Below are 16,547 nucleotides of genomic sequence, written 5' to 3' on the forward strand. Positions count from 1 at the left end.
GTAATTTTTCTATTTTTTTTCTGTATGATGAAACGATTTCTCGCAGCACTTTCGATTGTTTCTCTCGTTGTTTTTGGATCAGGTTGTGCACTACTTCCGAAAAAAAATACTTCGGGAGATGCACTTATAAAGCTCATTGAAGCAGAACGAAATCTCAAAAAAGATGTTTCTCTTACGCTTCAAACTCTTTCAAATACCGCCGAAACTTCTGAAGTTGAAATTTTGCTCAAAAATCCTTCGCTGCAAAAAATTGAAAGTGTTCGGGCATGGGTAAATTTTCCTCCAAAAATTGTTGAGGGAAAAAATATTGCGTTTGCGGAGAACATTGTACTTGCAGCTCCGGGAGAAGATACGATTGATAATGAAAATGGGATTGTAAAAATTGGTGTTTCTCTTGATCCTCAAAAAAATTCTGCTTCAGAAATTTCATTAGGAAAAATCACGTTCTCTAAAAAATCTTCTGAAACTGTTGCCCTTTCTTTTTTCGATGCGCGCACAGATGGTCACACCTTTGTTCTCATTGAGTATAATGGTGATCTCAGAAATATTCTCGACACTGAATCCCTCGAACCACTCATGATTCTCGGGAATACAGAATGAAAAAATTCTAGATTATATATTCAAAACTTTTTCGAAATTCGTCACGTGTAATTGCCTGCGAATGTTCAGACTTTTCTTTTCACGAACTCGATTTGTGATAGAATCGGGGTCGTACTTTTACACATGTTTCTATGCTTGAAAAACTCTTCTCCCGAAAAAAGCGCAACACTGCCCTTGTGCTCTGGTTTAAGGAACTTGGAATTTCGGATGTTCCGCTCGTAGGAGGAAAAAATGCTTCTCTCGGAGAAATGTATCAAAAGTTGACGCGAAAGCGGGTGAACATTCCGAATGGATTTGCAATAACGGCATACGCATATCATTATCTTCTCGAAAAGGCTGATGTGAAAAAAAAATTGGAAAAAGTATTGAAAGGACTTGATGTCCATGACATTGAGGATCTCCAGCTTCGTGGGCATCAGGCGAGATCTCTTATTCTTCATACAGAATTTCCATCTGATCTCGTGGAAGAAATACTTGCTTCGTACAAAAAAATGGAAAAAATGTATGGGAAAAATTGTGATGTTGCGGTTCGTTCGTCAGCAACAGCAGAAGATTTGCCGGATGCTTCTTTTGCCGGACAGCAGGAAACGTTTTTGAATATTCGCGGAAATTTTGCTCTCCTTGATGCGTGCAAACGGTGTTTCGCTTCACTCTTCACTGATCGTGCTATCGCGTATCGAGCGGAGAAAGGATATGATCATTTTTCCATCGGACTTTCTATCGCTGTACAAAAAATGGTGAGGTCGGACGTCGGAACTTCTGGAGTCATGTTCAGTATCGATACAGAGACGGGATTTCGTGAAGCAGTATTTATCACGGCAGCGTATGGACTTGGAGAAAATGTCGTGCAGGGCGCCGTGAATCCTGATGAATTCTATGTTTTTAAACCGACTCTTAAAAGTGGATATAGACCAATCATCAACAGAAAAATCGGAGAAAAACAGATAAAAATGGTGTATTCAGCAGGGGGCAGTAAATCTCCCACAAAAAATATTCCCGTTCCAAAAGATGACCGTATGCGATTTTGTGTTTCCGATGAAGACGTTTTGACTCTTGCAAAGTGGGCAGCCATTATTGAAGATCATTACAGTCAAGAGGCGAAGCACTTTAAGCCAATGGATATGGAATGGGCGAAGGATGGAATTACGGAGGAACTCTACATCGTCCAAGCTCGTCCCGAGACAGTACAATCTCGAAAAGATCTTACGGTTCTCGAAGAATATAAACTTCAGCAGAAAGGGCCCATTTTGGCTCAAGGCGCTCCTGTTGGCGGGAAGATTGCATCTGGAAGAGCAAGCGTTATTCTCCATCCAAATGAGATTACGAAATTTGAGGCAGGAGACGTTCTTGTAACAGACATGACCGATCCTGACTGGGTTCCAATTATGAAAATTGCTTCTGCGATTGTTACCAACCGTGGAGGAAGAACATGTCATGCCGCTATCGTTTCTCGTGAGCTTGGAATTCCGTGTGTCGTTGGAACAAATACCGCTACTCGTGTCATTAAGAATAAACAGAAAGTCACGGTAGCGTGTGAAGGTGAAACAGGAAATGTGTATGACGGTCTTTTGAAATTCACGGTGAAAAAAACTGATCTGAAAAATTTGAAAAAACCAAAAGTAAAAATCATGATGAATATCGGAAATCCAGAAATTGCATTTGAAAATTCATTTATTCCAAACGATGGGGTGGGACTTGCTCGGCTTGAATTTATTATTAACTCGGCAATTCAAATTCATCCGCTTGCGCTTCTTAATTACAAAAAACTGACTGATCGCCATGTGATAAAACAAATTGATGATCTTACGCGTGGATATAAAAATAAGTCTGATTTTTTCGTCGATAAACTTGCAGAGGGAGTGGGAACGATTGGCGCTGCATTTTATCCAAAAGATGTTATTGTCCGAATGAGTGACTTTAAAAGTAATGAATACGCAAATCTCATCGGTGGAGCAGAATACGAACCACATGAAGAAAATCCCATGATTGGGTGGAGAGGTGCGAGCAGATATTATGATCCAAAATATCGTGACGCATTTGCTCTCGAGTGCAAAGCTCTTCGAAAAGTTCGCGAAGAAATGGGACTTACGAATGTGAAAATTATGATCCCCTTCTGTCGAACCATCGAAGAGGGAGAAAATGTGATGAAGGAGCTCGCAAAAAATGGACTTGAACGTGGGAAAAAAGGACTTGAGGTGTATGTCATGTGCGAAATTCCGAGTAATGTCATTCTCGCAGATGAATTCTCCAAGATTTTTGATGGATTTTCTATCGGATCGAACGATCTTACTCAGTTAACTTTGGGAGTTGACCGTGATTCCGCTCTCGTGAGTCATGTCTATGATGAACGAAATGACGCCGTAAAAATACTGATTCGAAGTGTTATTTCTATCGCCAAGAAGAATAAAAGAAAAATTGGTATTTGCGGGCAAGCTCCAAGCGATTATCCGGAATTTGCAAGATTTCTCGCCGATGCCGGAATTGATAGTATTTCCCTGAATCCTGATACGATTATCAAAACGACTCTCGACCTCACCACGAGAAATTCGTAAAATCTGAAAAATATTCTTATTTCCTTCGATATGCAGAGAAAAAGATTATGGAATCAAGGATTTACAGTTCTCGAAATGATACTCATCATCGCCGGAATTTCTGTGCTCATTGGGATTGTTGTTTTTATCATCAATCCGGGGAAGCAAGTTTCGGAATCACGAAATTCTGAGAGACAAGAGGAAATTAATGACATTATTCTTGCCGTCTACAAGTATGCATTAGAACATGAGGGACGTTTTCCCGAAAATATTTCTTCAGAGTTAAGAGAAATTTGTGATATTTCTGGTGAAGAATGTCGTAATCTTGTCGATTTAGGAGTGCTTTTTTCTGAGAAAAAATATTTAGAAAAAATCCCAGTTGATCCAAAAGGTTTTTTTGAGCATGGAGTTGGATATAAAATTCGTATAACAGATGATGGGAAAATTACCGTAACCGCTCCTCTTGCAGAAAATGGTGAAACGATTGAAATAACTCGATGATCTCTTATTTCCGTTGCACAATTATATTTTTTCTGAGAAGATTCCTGCCGCGTTCGAAGCGTGCCCGCGTAGCTCAATTGGATAGAGTTCCTGGCTTCGAACCAGTAGGTTGGGGGTTCGAGTCCCTCCGCGGGCACCAGACATACCTAGCTTCGAATCAGTAGGAACAAAAATACCATAAACGTGCAACTCCAAGAGTTTGACTTCTTCTTTTGAAACTCATAGCATTGTGGAGAAGCTTCTATTTCACATGTGCCTATGAGAAGCAGTGTAAAAATTCACATCGTCGCCATTGCTCTCCTTATTGGCGGCGTGTTTGGGTTTATTGCAGGAGCTTTTAATTTGGGCTGGGTAATTCATGCATTTCAGAGTGCAGAATGGAGTATCCCTGAAAATCAGTTTCTGTGGCACCGTATCGTGCTTGGAATTTTTTGTCTCAGCATCGGGTTTCTTGATTTCGCTGTCGCTCGGGCATTGCAAAAGCGAAAAAAATGGGCATTTATAGCGGCATTTATCCAATTTTACCTCGTCACTCTCGGAAATTTGGTGTCAATGCTCCTCATTGATGTATTCGCCGCAATTCCGCTCATTATAGATACCATTCTTCTGATGTTTTTATTGTGGGAAAGGAAACAATTTTTTCATCATATTTCACGAAAGCAAGAACATGCCAGTATTGTTATCATTATTGCACTTCTCATTATCGTACTCTTAGGCGCATACTCGGTCTGGCAAAAAAAACTACTACATGAATTTGGTCTCGATAAATACTCTGCGTATCCCCCAGCTATTTTTTTTTCTCAAAATGAGTTGGAAATAGTTGTCTCTAAGTACTTTTTTCTTTCCTGACTGCCGACAACTGATCCCAGTTCTCAATAAAAATGCTGTATATTTTCTTATATGCAAATAAGAACAGGGAAGCAATAAGCAATAGGCAATAAGTATTGAAAAAATTAAGCTTACTGCTGATTGCTTAGCGCCTACTGCTTCTCACCTGAAGGAATATATCCGCAATATTTCTAAAGCGAATCGGTAGTAATATTATGTGCAGAGTTCTTCCAGAGAAATTTCCTGGAGACATTCACGTTCTTCTTTTTCTTGTGCTTTTTTATCACGTTCGAATTTTTTTTGAGATGATTTTTTCTCAAGAATATCCGTAATCATGAGTGTGTATTGTTCCTCTTTCAGAATAGTGTAGGCATGGAGAAGTTCCTTTAAAATATCCTCCTCCATATCTTCTAAAATTGGGGTCCGTGCTTTTTTAAGAACAGAGAATACCTCTTCTGAAATTCTCTGAGTAAGACTCCTCATGATAATACTTTTTATTCCGTCATCAATTTCCTCTACCAGTCGAAGAATTTTTGTCATTGTCTCTTTTGAAGAAGACAAAAGAGCATCTACAATGTACTTTACAGACGAGGCATCTCCCAGTTTTGCAATAGCTATCGCAGCATGGAGACGAATATCTGCGTTCGGATGTTCCAGCATCTCTTTCAATTTTGAAATCTCTTCTTTAAGGGATATTTCCCCAACAGCGTACACCGCATTTACCACAACCTCTGGATCAGCGCTCCTCAGCATCTCATTGAGGCGCAGAAGAAGCCGCAGACGATATGGTATAAATTTCCAAAGAGCGATAAGCGCATTCGCCCGAACCATTGGATGGGGATCATCAAGACATTTTTCCAAATAATAAGCGCTAGAATAATCATGAAAAAGACTACAAACGTGTACGGCATCTGATCGAATTTTCGGATCTGAAGACTGAAGAAGTTCGAGAAGAAAAGGAACCACACTGCTCTTTTTTATATTTTTAAAAAGCAGTATCACCTCTGATTTGAGCTGTTTTGATGTACTTGTAAAAATCAGAGATTTCAGAGCTTCTACAACACGATACTCAGAAAACGTATCTGTTTCCGGAGTATTTGCAAGGTTGTCATAGCGTCCAATCGCCTGTACTGCAGCAAGCTGCACCTCCTTTTTTTCATGATGCAAAAACTTGAGAATTTCCGGAATTGCCATTGGGTCTCGAAGCATTCCGAGGGTTCTCAAAATTTTTATTTGTACTTCTGGTCTTTCTTTGCGGTACAAAAGTGATTTAATAAGGTGTGAAGTTGCGCTATCATGTCCATTTTGGGCTAAGATTTCAATGGCATCAAATTTTTCAGGAATATTTCCTTGTGTTTCCAAACTCTTTTTTGCCAGAAAAGTGTATTTTTTTCGGAGTTTGTAAGCCTCAAAAAACATGATGAGAAAAACGATCATAAGAGTTCCTGCAATGAGGTGATCACCCCATTCCTGAGGAAATATTTTTTGTATGAGGAGGAGGACAACTGTTCCCGCCATCATTCCCATCGGACGCGCAATCCCTTCCAGAAACTCTTTAGCAAGTTCCCGTACTTTTGGACGTAATGCATAAAATGAGGCGTTATAGGCATTTTTCTTGAGTCCTCCAATAATTTCATATGTTGCCTTTGCTCCAACCGCAGTAAAAAAGTTGTATCGAAAAAACATCGATACGGCGGCAAAAAATGAAGTGAGCGGATGGAGAAGAATGCTCCTCATGAGACCCAAGTGTTTGAGAACTCGACTCGCAAGAATAATTTCAGAAAGAAGAAACAAGACAGAAATGATAATCTGATAGGATCCGAATCCTTCAGCAAGAGCATCGACTTCTTGATAGGATTCTCCGAGATGTTTTGCGTTTTGGACAAATTCTAAATTAATTGCTTTTGTGAACTGAAATTCGATGAAATTAGATCCAAACCAATGGAGAAATATAACCACCAGAAGCCCTTTTAAAAAAGGAATATTTTTTACGTATTCGATCATTTCTTCAAATTCTTCTTTCTTTGAGTTTTTTTCACGAATGTGCGCCTTGGATTTTGGAATAGGAACTGGTCTCAGTTTTCTTTCGAGAAGCAAAAATATGGGAACAATAGCGCCCATAATTCCAGCCCACAAAACGAGAAGCTGTGAAACATGAAAACCAAAAAGAGAAATTCCTATCACGGCAATAAGTCCTGAAAAAAGCGTGCCGAGCGGTTCGGCGGATTCCACTATGGGAAATGTTCTCTCACTCTCAAGCGGACTAAAGAGCTCTTCAATAAAGAGAAGGAGCAAAATGTTCATTTGCCCCAAAAAAATGGAAAATGTTGCGAGGAGAAGGAGCCAAAACGTATTCACATTCTCCTGCAAAAAGAATGCAATTATGAGGAAAATGGCTCCAAGAAGGCTTGAAGTAAGAAAAAGTATATTTTTTGATACTTTTTTCAATATTTCAGAAAACAGCAGTGTTCCTGTTATGGCAAAAAGTGATTGTAAGATAAAGAGCATCGGTAAGCGGGGAATCCCATTTTTCTCTATAAAAAACACGGTAAGGAGCGTAAATCCCAAAACGGTAGCAATTTGAGTGAAAAATCTCAAAAACCAAGCAGAAACTACTCTGCCCCACTCGTGTTTTGCGAGGTTTAAAAGCCTGTTTACGAAGAATTGCCCGAAAAATGAAAGAATTTTTGTTTTTATCTGGTTTGGAAAAGGTTCCATCTATGTGACATTATAGCATATTTATATATTTTTGAAAACGAAATACTCCTGATTATTTTGGAAAGAAAAAGAACGTTGAGTAGAATAAAGCATGATATTTTCACACTTTTATCGGAATCAATGAAAATTCACTTTCATGGTGCTGCACATGGAGTTACCGGATCAAAACATCTCATTGAAATAAACGGGAAAAACATCTTGCTCGACTGTGGATTCTTTCAGGGGAAACGAAAGCTTTCGTATGAAATGAACAAGTATTTTTCATTCGACCCAAAATCAATTGATGCCATGATCCTTTCACATGCTCATATTGATCATTCCGGAAATATTCCTGGGCTTGTAAAGAATGGGTACACCAAGAAAATTTATTGCACTGACGCCACAAAAGACCTCACTCTGCTTATGCTTCTCGATTCTGCACACATCCAAGAAAGTGACGCTGAATTCTTCTTAAAGCACCAAAAAAGTCTCCAACCAGAAATCCCTATAGAACCGCTTTATACAATGGAAGATGCGGAAAAATCTAGCACGCTGCTTGTTGGGAAAAAATACCATGAGCGCTTTGAAGTTCTTCCCGGTATTTTTTGCACATTTTATGATGCCGGACATGTTCTTGGATCAGCTGTTATTCTTCTCGATTTTCTTGAAAATGGGAAAGAAAAACGCCTTATATTTACTGGTGATCTCGGGAGAGAAGGAAAAGTTATTTTGCGAGATCCTGAAGCCCCCGACTCAGCAAATTACATTATCACAGAAAGTACTTATGGAGATCGATTCCACGAGCCATTCCCAGAAATGCGAGGAGAAATGGGAAAGGTGGTTTCTGAAACAGCTCAAAAAGGAGGAAAAATTATTATTCCGTCCTTTTCTCTCGAACGAACACAAGAAATAGTGTACGACCTCCATATGCTCTACAAAGAAAATCGCACCCCAAAAATTCCTATTTACGTTGATTCCCCGCTTGCCACAAATCTCACAAAAATTTTTCAGTCGCATCCAGAATGTTATGACGAACAAACCCGAAAAGACTTTTTGAATGTGGCCGAGGATCCATTCCAATGCCTTGGATACTTAAAATACACTCGTTCAGTCGATGAATCAAAGGCTCTGAATTTTCATCAGGGACCATGCATTATTATCTCGGCATCAGGAATGTGCGAAGCTGGACGAATTCGTCATCATCTCAGAAATAGCGTAGAAGACCCAAAAAACACCATTCTTATCGTGGGATATCAAGCAGAACACACATTAGGAAGGAGAATTGTTGAGCGAAGACCTTTCATCAAAGTATTTGGAGAAATGCTGAGGCTCCGTGCAGACGTAAAAATTCTCAATGGATACTCAGGGCATGGTGATGCAAATGACCTTGTTTCCTTTATTCAAAAAGTTAATGGTCTTTCCTGCATTTTTATTGTACATGGAGAAATATCTCAAAGCGAAGGGCTCTTAAAACGCCTCCGGAAAGTGAATCCAAAATGGATAATAGAAATCCCCAAAATGGGAGATGTTCTTGATCCAGAGACACTCTTAAGTAGTGTATAAATCCAAATTTACGAGTGAAGAGCGTCTTTTGCTGGAACATATTTTTCTATCATTTGCAGATCTTTCGCGACGGATTCATAAGTGATATGACCACGGTAGGTATTGAGTCCTTTCAAAAAGTGCGCATCTGCGAGAAGCGCCTTTTCTCCTCCTTGATTTGCAAGTTTTTCAATATAGGGAAGCGTCGCACTGGTGAGTGCCTGTGTAGATTGATGTGCCACTTGTCCCGGCATATTTGCAACACAACAATAAATTTTCCCATCCAGTTCAAAAATAGGCTTGCTGTGCGTTGTCGCTTTTGATCCCCAAACGCAACCTCCTTGGTCAATAGACACATCTACAACCACTGACCCTTCTTTCATCAGGTGAATCTGCTCTTCCGAAACTACTTTTGGAGCACGAGTTCCGGCAACAAGCACTCCTCCAATGAGAAGATCTGCCTCTGCCAAAGCCGCACATGCAACTTTATGTTCTGGTTTTTCAAAAGTGACGTTTTTTGAGAGATGTTCTCCGAGATACGCCTTTACCTCTTTTTCTGCCTCACGAAGAGAGATCTCATTAATGTCAAAAAGTGTTACCAAACTTCCGAGTCCTGCAGCTGATTTTGTAGCTGTTTTTCCGACAATTCCTGCGCCATAGACCACAACCCTTGCACGACTTGTATTCTTTATTTCTCCAAGAGTCTTTCCTCTTCCCCCATATTTTCTTTGCAAATATTCCGCTCCATATTGCACGGAAAGCACTCCTGCAATTTCACTCATGGGCGAGAGAAGCGGGAGTTTTCCATGTGTGTCTTCTACCGTTTCATAGGCAATTCCTGATATTTCGCATTCGAGAAGCCTCTCTGTAAGAGCCTTCGGAGCAGCAGAAAGATGGAGATACGTAAACAGCGTTTTTCCATTCATATGACCGAGCAACGGGTATTCTGATTCCAGTGGCTCTTTTACCTTCACGAGAATATCAACTGCAGGAACTATTTCTTCAGGCGTTATTCTTATTTCGGCTCCAGCTGCAATATATTCGTGATCATGAAAACCAGCGCCTTTTCCTGCATGTCTTTGTACAAAAACACGGTGACCATCCTCTACTAATTTCTTCACTCCTTCAGGAGTAATGCCGACTCGATTTTCATTATCCTTAATCTCAGCAATTGTTCCAATAATTTTAGGAGAACTCATGGGGAAAATAATAAAAGAATAAAAATTACTCGAAGTAAAGTTCGCCGAGATTGTAGAAGGAAAATTGCCAAAAAAACAAGAAAAAATAAAAAGAAATTCTCTTGCATTTTTTAAAAAAACTCAGAAGAATGAGGCGCACATCCTTGGAGCATCACGTTTTGGACCTGTAGCTCAGTTGGTTAGAGCGCACGACTGATAATCGTGAGGTCGGAAGTTCAAGTCTTCCCAGGTCCACCATTCGACTCGTCCGCCTTAGGCGGACTCGCTCATGGTCTTCGACCAAGATGAAATAGTTGTGGAAAAAGAGTCGAATGCCCTGAGCGGAGGCTGAGCTTGCCGAAGCCGAAGTCGAAGGGCATTATTGTAAGAAATTGGGAGCAGGTTTTTAAAAAAATTTTCCCCTCCCCCTTGCTTGCAACATTTGAAGAAATTCCGTATCCTTATCATCGATTTTTTTAGGAAATATTATGGAAACAACGCTTTTAGTTATTCAAGTCGTTACCTCTATCTTTATGGGGCTTTTTATTCTCCTGCAAAGTAGAGGAGAGGGGCTCTCGGGAGGAATTGCCGGCAGCGGAGGTGGTGAGTTTTATGCGACGAGACGGGGCGTGGAAAAATTCCTTTTTCGAGCAACAGTGGTTTTGGCTTTTATTTTTGCCATGAACGCACTTGTTTTCGCGTTTCTTCCAAGAGGATAGTACTTTGATCTCTTCCTTCACATGAAAAGAATCTTTTGGCACTTTTCGAAGACACAAAAGGCTCTCTTGGCTGCCCTTGCTTTCGTATTTATTTTCTCGTCAGCAGGTCTTTTGTGGAATTTTTATAAAGACCATACCATTGCATTCGCCGCAGAGGGCGGGACTTTTATTGAAGGGGATGTTCGAACGATTGATCAAGGATTTGTGCTGAATCCACTTCTTGTGACAGCAAACAGTAAGGCTGGTTCAGTGGAAGCGAGCATCTCTCGAGTAATCTTTGCCGGACTTATGAAATTTGAGGCAAAGACGGGGGAAATTATTGATCATCTCGCAAGTCATACCCTTTCCGAAGACAAGAAAAAATATGTATTTACTCTTAAAGAAGGAGTGAAGTGGCATGACTCTATTCCGATTACTGCTGATGATGTTATTTTCACCTATCAAACACTCATTCAAAATCCGCTTTTCCCCAATTCAAGCCTGCGTGATACATTTATCGGCATTGTTATAGAAAAAGTGGATGATCGCACCATAAGTTTCACACTTCCGAAACCTTATAAATTTTTTCTGACGAATTTTACTATTGGACTTGTTCCAAAACATATTCTTGAACTTACTCCCCCTGAGAATATTGCGCTTGATGATTTCAATTTGAATCCTATCGGAGCAGGACCGTATCGTTTCTCCAAAATTTCCTACTCTGATGACAAGGAAAGTGCGGTTATCGATCTGGAAGCTTTTCCGGAATATATTGGCGGGAAACCAAAAATATCATTTCTCCAGTTCAAGCTCTATCCAAACAATGAAATTCTTGCGAAAAATACGAGTGGACTCAACGCACTCTATCCAAAAATTAAGAACGAATATGACTTTCTTTCACAAAATGATGGCTATACGCTCCGAGATTTTACTCTTCCTCAGTATGTTGCTGTCTTTATCAATATGGATTCGCCAAAACTCGCAGGAACGGGAAATCAAAGTGTTCGTTTAGCACTCCAACTCGCTACGAATAAAGAAGAAATTCTCACGAAAGTTTCAGGAAAAAGAATTGATACGCCACTCCTCGAAACGGATACCTCTGAATGGCTCTTTGAATACGACCCCGTAAAAGCGGCTGGTGCTCTTAAAGATTCAGGATGGTTTCTCTTAGCGAGCACTCCTCCGGAACCAGTTCCTGCAAAAGCCGAAGAGACGCCTCCTCAAGAACCTCCTCCACAAGGAGAAACTCCTAAAAAATTGCGCTTTATATATCATCCAGGTGATACGCCTGAAGTACAAACGAGTCTCACTGATGACTATCTTTTGGGGACATTTCCCGCGAGCACAATTCGTGTTTCTGTAAATGGGTATTTCCTCCAACTTTTTGATTCTTCGAGCGAACGCTTTTCGTATCGGATATCATCGGATATTGGAACACTCAAGAAAGGAGAGAATGTGTACCATGTAGAATTTTTTGGAAAGGATGGAAAAATTGATGAAGAGGATATTCGTGTTTATTTTGGGGAGAAAATTCCAGAAGTCACGAAAAAAGATGCGAAGGACAATGATGGAATACCTCCATCTCCAGAAGGTACTCCGCCGAAGGAATCCGAAGTGCCTTCCGTCCAAATTCCAGACAATATTCGTCGAGACAAAGAAGGAAAACCTCTTGTCTTTGATCTCGTTACAGTAGATACTCCAAGTTTTTATCCGATTATTGCAGAAAACCTCAAGAAAGAGTGGGCTGATGTCGGAATTGAACTCAACGTTGAAGTTCTGACTCAGGAGAATTTTGCAGAGCGGGCTCTCGTGCGGAAAGATTATGATCTCTTGCTTTACGGCGAGAACATGGGCTACAATCTTGACGCTTTTCCGTTCTGGCACTATAGCCAGGGAGACACAGGGTCAAATCTCTCCAAATATAAAAGTTTTGAAGCGGGAGTTTTGCTGGAGGAGATCAGACAATCTCATGATGGAGAGCTGAGACTTGATCGGCTGAAAAAGCTTCGCGATCTTATAAAAACTGATGTTCCCGCCGTGTTTCTTCTGAGCCCATATTACACAATGCCCATCGACCCAAAGATTCAGAATGTCGATATTAAAGGCATGGCGCTCGTACCAGACAGATTTTCCGATATAGAGCAATGGTACATTCGTGAAGCACGTTCATTCCGTCCTGGATCAGGATGGCTCGATTTCTTTCCTTGGTTTTTCTCACAAATTTTCGGGAATTGATGCGTATTTTTTCTTTTTCATTTTAATTATTTTTTCTTTTTCATTTTTGGTTATGAAAGTTGTACTCACTTCTGATGTAAAAAAATTAGGATACCGAGGAGATATTTTGGAAGTATCTCATGGATATGCGCGTAATTTTTTAATTCCAAAGAAATTTGCTGTGGCAGCCGATACTGAGGCAATGCTTCATGCCAAAAAGGTCCAAGCAGAACGAATAAAATCGAAAGCGGAAATTGCTTCAAAAGCAAGCGATATTGCGAAGAGTCTCATAGGGACTACTCTCACTTTTGTGGAAAAAATCTCTACGGGGAAACATTTGTATGGATCCGTTTCTGAGACTGACATTGCTCAAGCTCTCAAAAAACAGGCAAAGATCGAAGTAGAGAAAAAACAGATAGAAATGAAATCTCACATTAAGGAAGTGGGAACATATGAAGTTATTCTCAACTTGTACGAAGGAGTCGCTGTTCCTCTGAAAATTGAAGTGCAGGGGAAGGAGGAAGATAAGACCGAAAAGAAGACGGTGAAAAAAGTGGCAGCGAAGAAAACGGTGAAAAAGTAGGAGTTGATTTTAGATTTTAGATTCTCTTCGAGAGCCTGAGGCTCCTCAGAGCCGAATGGCTAAATTTTAGATGAATAGAGAACTCAAGAGTGAAGTGAAAAATGTTTGAAAAATAATTTAAAATTCAAAATTTAAAATTTAAAATTATTCTTTTTCTATGCCTGAGTTTCGAACAGAAAAAGACGCAATGGGGGAAATAAAAGTTCCGAAAAATGCTTTGTATGGAGCTCAAACGGAACGTGCTGTTCGGAATTTTCAAATGAGCGGGATCCGGTTTTCCCGAGATTTTATTGCAGCACTGGGAATGGTAAAACTCGTGGCTGCTCAGGTGAATTTTTCACTGAAACTTCTCGACAAACGTATTTTTGAAGCAATTCAAAAAGCAACAGAAGAAGTTCTTCAGGGGAAATGGGATGCGGAATTTCCTCTCGATATTTTTCAAACGGGATCGGGAACATCAACAAATATGAATGCAAATGAGGTGATCGCGAATCGGGCGATGCAGATTTCAAAATTGAAGATTCATCCAAATGACCATGTAAATCTGGGACAAAGTTCGAATGATGTTATTCCGACGGCAATTCGAATTGCGGGGGTTCTGATGATAACGAAAAAATTGTTGCCAGCTCTTCACACTCTTGAGAAAGCATTTCAAAAAAAATCGAAAGAATATCGGTACGTGATTACCACTGGAAGGACGCACCTCATGGACGCAACTGCGATTACTCTGGGACAACGGTTCAGCGGATATGAAAGGCAGATGGAACTTTCGAGAGAGCGAATTCAGGATTCACTAAAGAGGCTTCGCGAACTTCCTCAAGGCGGAACGGCGGTGGGAACAGGAATAAATACGCATCCAAAATTTGGAAAAATGTTTGCGGAGGAACTTTCCAAACTTACGAAGCAGGAATTTTTTGAAGCAAAGAATCATTTTGAGGCTCAGGCGAGTATTGGTGCAGTTCACGAAATGCATACTGAGCTCAAAATACTTGCTACAGAACTTATAAAAATCGCGAATGATATTCGCTGGATGAATTCCGGTCCGAATGCCGGACTTGGAGAAATTCAACTCTTTGCGCTCCAGCCGGGATCATCCATTATGCCGGGAAAAGTAAATCCGGTGATTGAAGAATCGGTCATCATGACCGCTATGAAAGTTCTCGGAAATGATTTGACCATCGAACTCGCAGCTCAGTCTGGAAATTTCGAATTGAATACCGCGCTGCCCGTAACGGCTCATGCACTCCTCGAATCCATTACTCTCCTCACAAATGCTTGTGATACGTGGACAAGGAAATCCATTGAAAAACTCACCGTTCGAAAAAATCGAATACTCGATTTACTTCATAAAAATCCAATTCTCGCTACTGCACTAAATCCCCTGCTCGGATATGAAAATGTTGCAAAAATTATCAAAACAGCAATCAAGGAAAATCGTTCTATTTTGGATGTGACGAAAGAAATGCATCCGAAAATTCCAGAAAAAAAACTGAGAGAGCTTCTCGATCCGAGGAGGATGACATAATACTCATACCTCGTCATTCCTGCATGACGGAACAGGGGGAATTCAAAAAGGAGCCACACAACTCGTGCATGGCTCCCTGAAGAATCTTTGCTTTTATTTATTTTTATAATTCCAGCGCTTTCACAATCATCATCACTACTTCTGCTCTCGTTACTCGTACATTTGGTCCGAACGACTTTCCCTTCACTTCAACAATTCCATTCTTTACCGCATAAGCGACATACGGATTCAGTGCATTTTTGACAGGAACATCTTTAAAGTCAGATGTGGATTCTTTGGAAACATTCACTCCTGCCGCGATAAGAATTGCTTTTAGGACTTCTCCTCGAGTAACTGGTTTCTTTGGTTGTAATTCAGAGCTTCTTTTTCCCGTGAGAATTTTCTTGCTTACCGCTGCGCTAATATACGGTGCATATTTATCCTTTGGAGAAACATCTTTAAATGGCTTTTGGGTGATAGTTTTTGGAACGTCTATTTTAAATGCAAGAACAACCCACTTAATCATTTCATCACGAAGAAGGGTATCATTTGGTTTAAAGAGCACTGCTGTTTTTCCAGTAACAATTTTCTGTTCCCAAAGCATGGCAATAGCTGCTTCAGCAAGATGACCAACGATATCTTTGAAAGGAGTTTTTGAAGGCTCTTTCTTCTTATCATCTTTCTTCCCCTCTTCCTTCTTTCCTTCATCTTTCTTTATGTCGTCTTTTTTCACTTCATCCTTCTTCTCTTCTTCTTTCTTCACATCTGGGACGACAGGTGGTGGTGGCGTTGCTGCAGGCGGAGGAGTTGGAGTCGCTGGAGGAGGAGACGCCGGTGGGTTACTTCCACCTCCGCTACTTTGAACTCGACTAATGGTAATCGGAACAGTCGCAACTTGTACACTTGCATTAAGTCCGGCTGAAGAGTCAACAACAACTCCAGCTGCAGAAAATCGTATGGTATCTGTCCCTACATTTGAGAAACCAATAGGACCAGTAATTACTACTATTGCATCCGTTCCTGTTCCATCAACACCAACAGCAACTACCGTAGTTGTTCCCAAGTCATTACTCGCATCATCTGCTACCGTAAAATCACCAGCAAGAAGCTGAGCTCTGCTTATGGTTTCACTGAAGTTTACAAGGATATTATTGGGAGAAGGCGTTGTTGCAGAGGCAGAAACAATGATTGGTCCAGCGCCATCTGTTAGAGTTACCGCTGCATTTGTCCCAGCAACATTCGTTCCATCTGTGACACTTCCATTCGCATCATCATTATCATAGGCAATTGTTGGAGCAGTAGCAGAACTTGTTTCATTTGCATCCGCAGTAACGGTCACATCAAGTGTTGTGCCAGCTGCCGCATCATTACCAGCTGCAGAAAAAACAGCGCTAATGCTTCCTGCTGTTATTGTCCAATCTGCTGCTCCTGAACCATTCATAGTTACAGCCTCCGACCACGTTGTTCGAATTGTTTCTACTGCTCCGTTTCCACCTACATCAAGATACTGTGCGCTTACGAGTGTCGGAACTTGCCCATCAGTAATCGCTTTCGCGTTGAATGCTACAGTCGAATTATTAGCCGCGTCTCGAATAACTCCTGATGCCGTGGCAAATGCAAAGTCAGCTGCTGTAAAGGCTGTATTGCCCAAGGCACCAACTGTCAAATCAA

12 protein-coding genes and 2 tRNA genes are annotated in these 16,547 nt (G+C 40.7%); 11 read left to right on the forward strand and 3 right to left on the reverse strand.

Going from position 1 to position 16,547, the window contains the following annotated elements:
- Positions 1-27: 27 nt before the first annotated feature.
- The 5 genes from HZA38_05425 to HZA38_05445 all read left to right on the forward strand — a co-directional run bounded on the left by HZA38_05425 (position 28) and on the right by HZA38_05445 (position 4,481).
- Complete coding sequence (locus HZA38_05425) at positions 28-600, forward strand: hypothetical protein (protein MBI5414923.1); 573 nt, start codon at positions 28-30, stop codon at positions 598-600.
- Positions 601-731: 131 nt separating this feature from the next.
- A complete protein-coding gene (gene ppsA / locus HZA38_05430) occupies positions 732-3,152 on the forward strand; it encodes a phosphoenolpyruvate synthase (GenBank protein ID MBI5414924.1) in 2,421 nt (806 codons plus the stop codon).
- Positions 3,153-3,182: 30 nt separating this feature from the next.
- Positions 3,183-3,632 carry a type II secretion system protein gene (locus tag HZA38_05435; protein MBI5414925.1) on the forward strand — a complete coding sequence of 150 codons (450 nt, stop codon included), beginning with the start codon at positions 3,183-3,185 and terminating at the stop codon, positions 3,630-3,632.
- A gap of 62 nt (positions 3,633-3,694) precedes the next feature.
- Positions 3,695-3,771: transfer RNA gene (locus tag HZA38_05440), tRNA-Arg, on the forward strand.
- A 119-nt stretch (positions 3,772-3,890) separates the two neighbouring features.
- Positions 3,891-4,481 (forward strand): hypothetical protein, encoded by a 591-nt coding sequence (locus HZA38_05445; protein MBI5414926.1) that lies wholly within the window; start codon positions 3,891-3,893, stop codon positions 4,479-4,481.
- Between the two features lie 192 nt (positions 4,482-4,673).
- Here HZA38_05445 and HZA38_05450 read toward each other — a convergent pair whose 3' ends face one another.
- Positions 4,674-7,178 (reverse strand): MFS transporter, encoded by a 2,505-nt coding sequence (locus tag HZA38_05450; protein MBI5414927.1) that lies wholly within the window; start codon positions 7,176-7,178, stop codon positions 4,674-4,676.
- 120 nt (positions 7,179-7,298) lie between these two features.
- Between HZA38_05450 and HZA38_05455 the strand changes: the two genes are divergently transcribed.
- Positions 7,299-8,720 (forward strand): MBL fold metallo-hydrolase, encoded by a 1,422-nt coding sequence (locus HZA38_05455; GenBank protein ID MBI5414928.1) that lies wholly within the window; start codon positions 7,299-7,301, stop codon positions 8,718-8,720.
- 8 nt (positions 8,721-8,728) lie between these two features.
- On the opposite strand, the gene ald is transcribed toward HZA38_05455, so the two are convergent.
- Complete coding sequence (ald, locus tag HZA38_05460; protein MBI5414929.1) at positions 8,729-9,898, reverse strand: alanine dehydrogenase; 1,170 nt, start codon at positions 9,896-9,898, stop codon at positions 8,729-8,731.
- A gap of 160 nt (positions 9,899-10,058) precedes the next feature.
- Here ald and HZA38_05465 point away from each other — a divergent pair.
- From HZA38_05465 to HZA38_05485, 5 genes are all read left to right on the forward strand, one after another.
- A tRNA-Ile gene (locus HZA38_05465) sits at positions 10,059-10,135 on the forward strand.
- Positions 10,136-10,365: 230 nt separating this feature from the next.
- Positions 10,366-10,596, forward strand: coding sequence for a preprotein translocase subunit SecG (gene secG, locus HZA38_05470; protein ID MBI5414930.1), 231 nt, complete (start codon positions 10,366-10,368; stop codon positions 10,594-10,596).
- Positions 10,597-10,617: 21 nt separating this feature from the next.
- Positions 10,618-12,810 (forward strand): hypothetical protein, encoded by a 2,193-nt coding sequence (locus HZA38_05475; GenBank protein MBI5414931.1) that lies wholly within the window; start codon positions 10,618-10,620, stop codon positions 12,808-12,810.
- A gap of 52 nt (positions 12,811-12,862) precedes the next feature.
- Positions 12,863-13,372, forward strand: a complete 510-nt coding sequence (locus HZA38_05480; GenBank protein ID MBI5414932.1) for a 50S ribosomal protein L9 — start codon at positions 12,863-12,865, stop codon at positions 13,370-13,372.
- A gap of 157 nt (positions 13,373-13,529) precedes the next feature.
- Positions 13,530-14,897 carry a class II fumarate hydratase gene (locus HZA38_05485; GenBank protein ID MBI5414933.1) on the forward strand — a complete coding sequence of 456 codons (1,368 nt, stop codon included), beginning with the start codon at positions 13,530-13,532 and terminating at the stop codon, positions 14,895-14,897.
- Between the two features lie 103 nt (positions 14,898-15,000).
- On the opposite strand, the gene HZA38_05490 is transcribed toward HZA38_05485, so the two are convergent.
- Positions 15,001-16,547: S-layer homology domain-containing protein (locus HZA38_05490; GenBank protein MBI5414934.1), on the reverse strand; the 1,547-nt coding region annotated here is incomplete at its 5' end.

It is taken from the genome of Candidatus Peregrinibacteria bacterium (assembly GCA_016220175.1).
Lineage (GTDB): Bacteria > Patescibacteriota > Gracilibacteria > CAIRYL01 > CAIRYL01 > JACRHZ01.

Bases quoted from the DNA above. Each gene is read 5' to 3' on its own strand.
- HZA38_05425 (MBI5414923.1), top strand. From the start codon at position 28: ATGAAACGATTTCTCGCAGCACTTTCGATTGTTTCTCTCGTTGTTTTT.
- ppsA (MBI5414924.1), top strand. From the start codon at position 732: ATGCTTGAAAAACTCTTCTCCCGAAAAAAGCGCAACACTGCCCTTGTG.
- HZA38_05435 (MBI5414925.1), top strand. From the start codon at position 3,183: ATGCAGAGAAAAAGATTATGGAATCAAGGATTTACAGTTCTCGAAATG.
- HZA38_05445 (MBI5414926.1), top strand. From the start codon at position 3,891: ATGAGAAGCAGTGTAAAAATTCACATCGTCGCCATTGCTCTCCTTATT.
- HZA38_05450 (MBI5414927.1), bottom strand. From the start codon at position 7,178: ATGGAACCTTTTCCAAACCAGATAAAAACAAAAATTCTTTCATTTTTC.
- HZA38_05455 (MBI5414928.1), top strand. From the start codon at position 7,299: ATGAAAATTCACTTTCATGGTGCTGCACATGGAGTTACCGGATCAAAA.
- ald (MBI5414929.1), bottom strand. From the start codon at position 9,898: ATGAGTTCTCCTAAAATTATTGGAACAATTGCTGAGATTAAGGATAAT.
- secG (MBI5414930.1), top strand. From the start codon at position 10,366: ATGGAAACAACGCTTTTAGTTATTCAAGTCGTTACCTCTATCTTTATG.
- HZA38_05475 (MBI5414931.1), top strand. From the start codon at position 10,618: ATGAAAAGAATCTTTTGGCACTTTTCGAAGACACAAAAGGCTCTCTTG.
- HZA38_05480 (MBI5414932.1), top strand. From the start codon at position 12,863: ATGAAAGTTGTACTCACTTCTGATGTAAAAAAATTAGGATACCGAGGA.
- HZA38_05485 (MBI5414933.1), top strand. From the start codon at position 13,530: ATGCCTGAGTTTCGAACAGAAAAAGACGCAATGGGGGAAATAAAAGTT.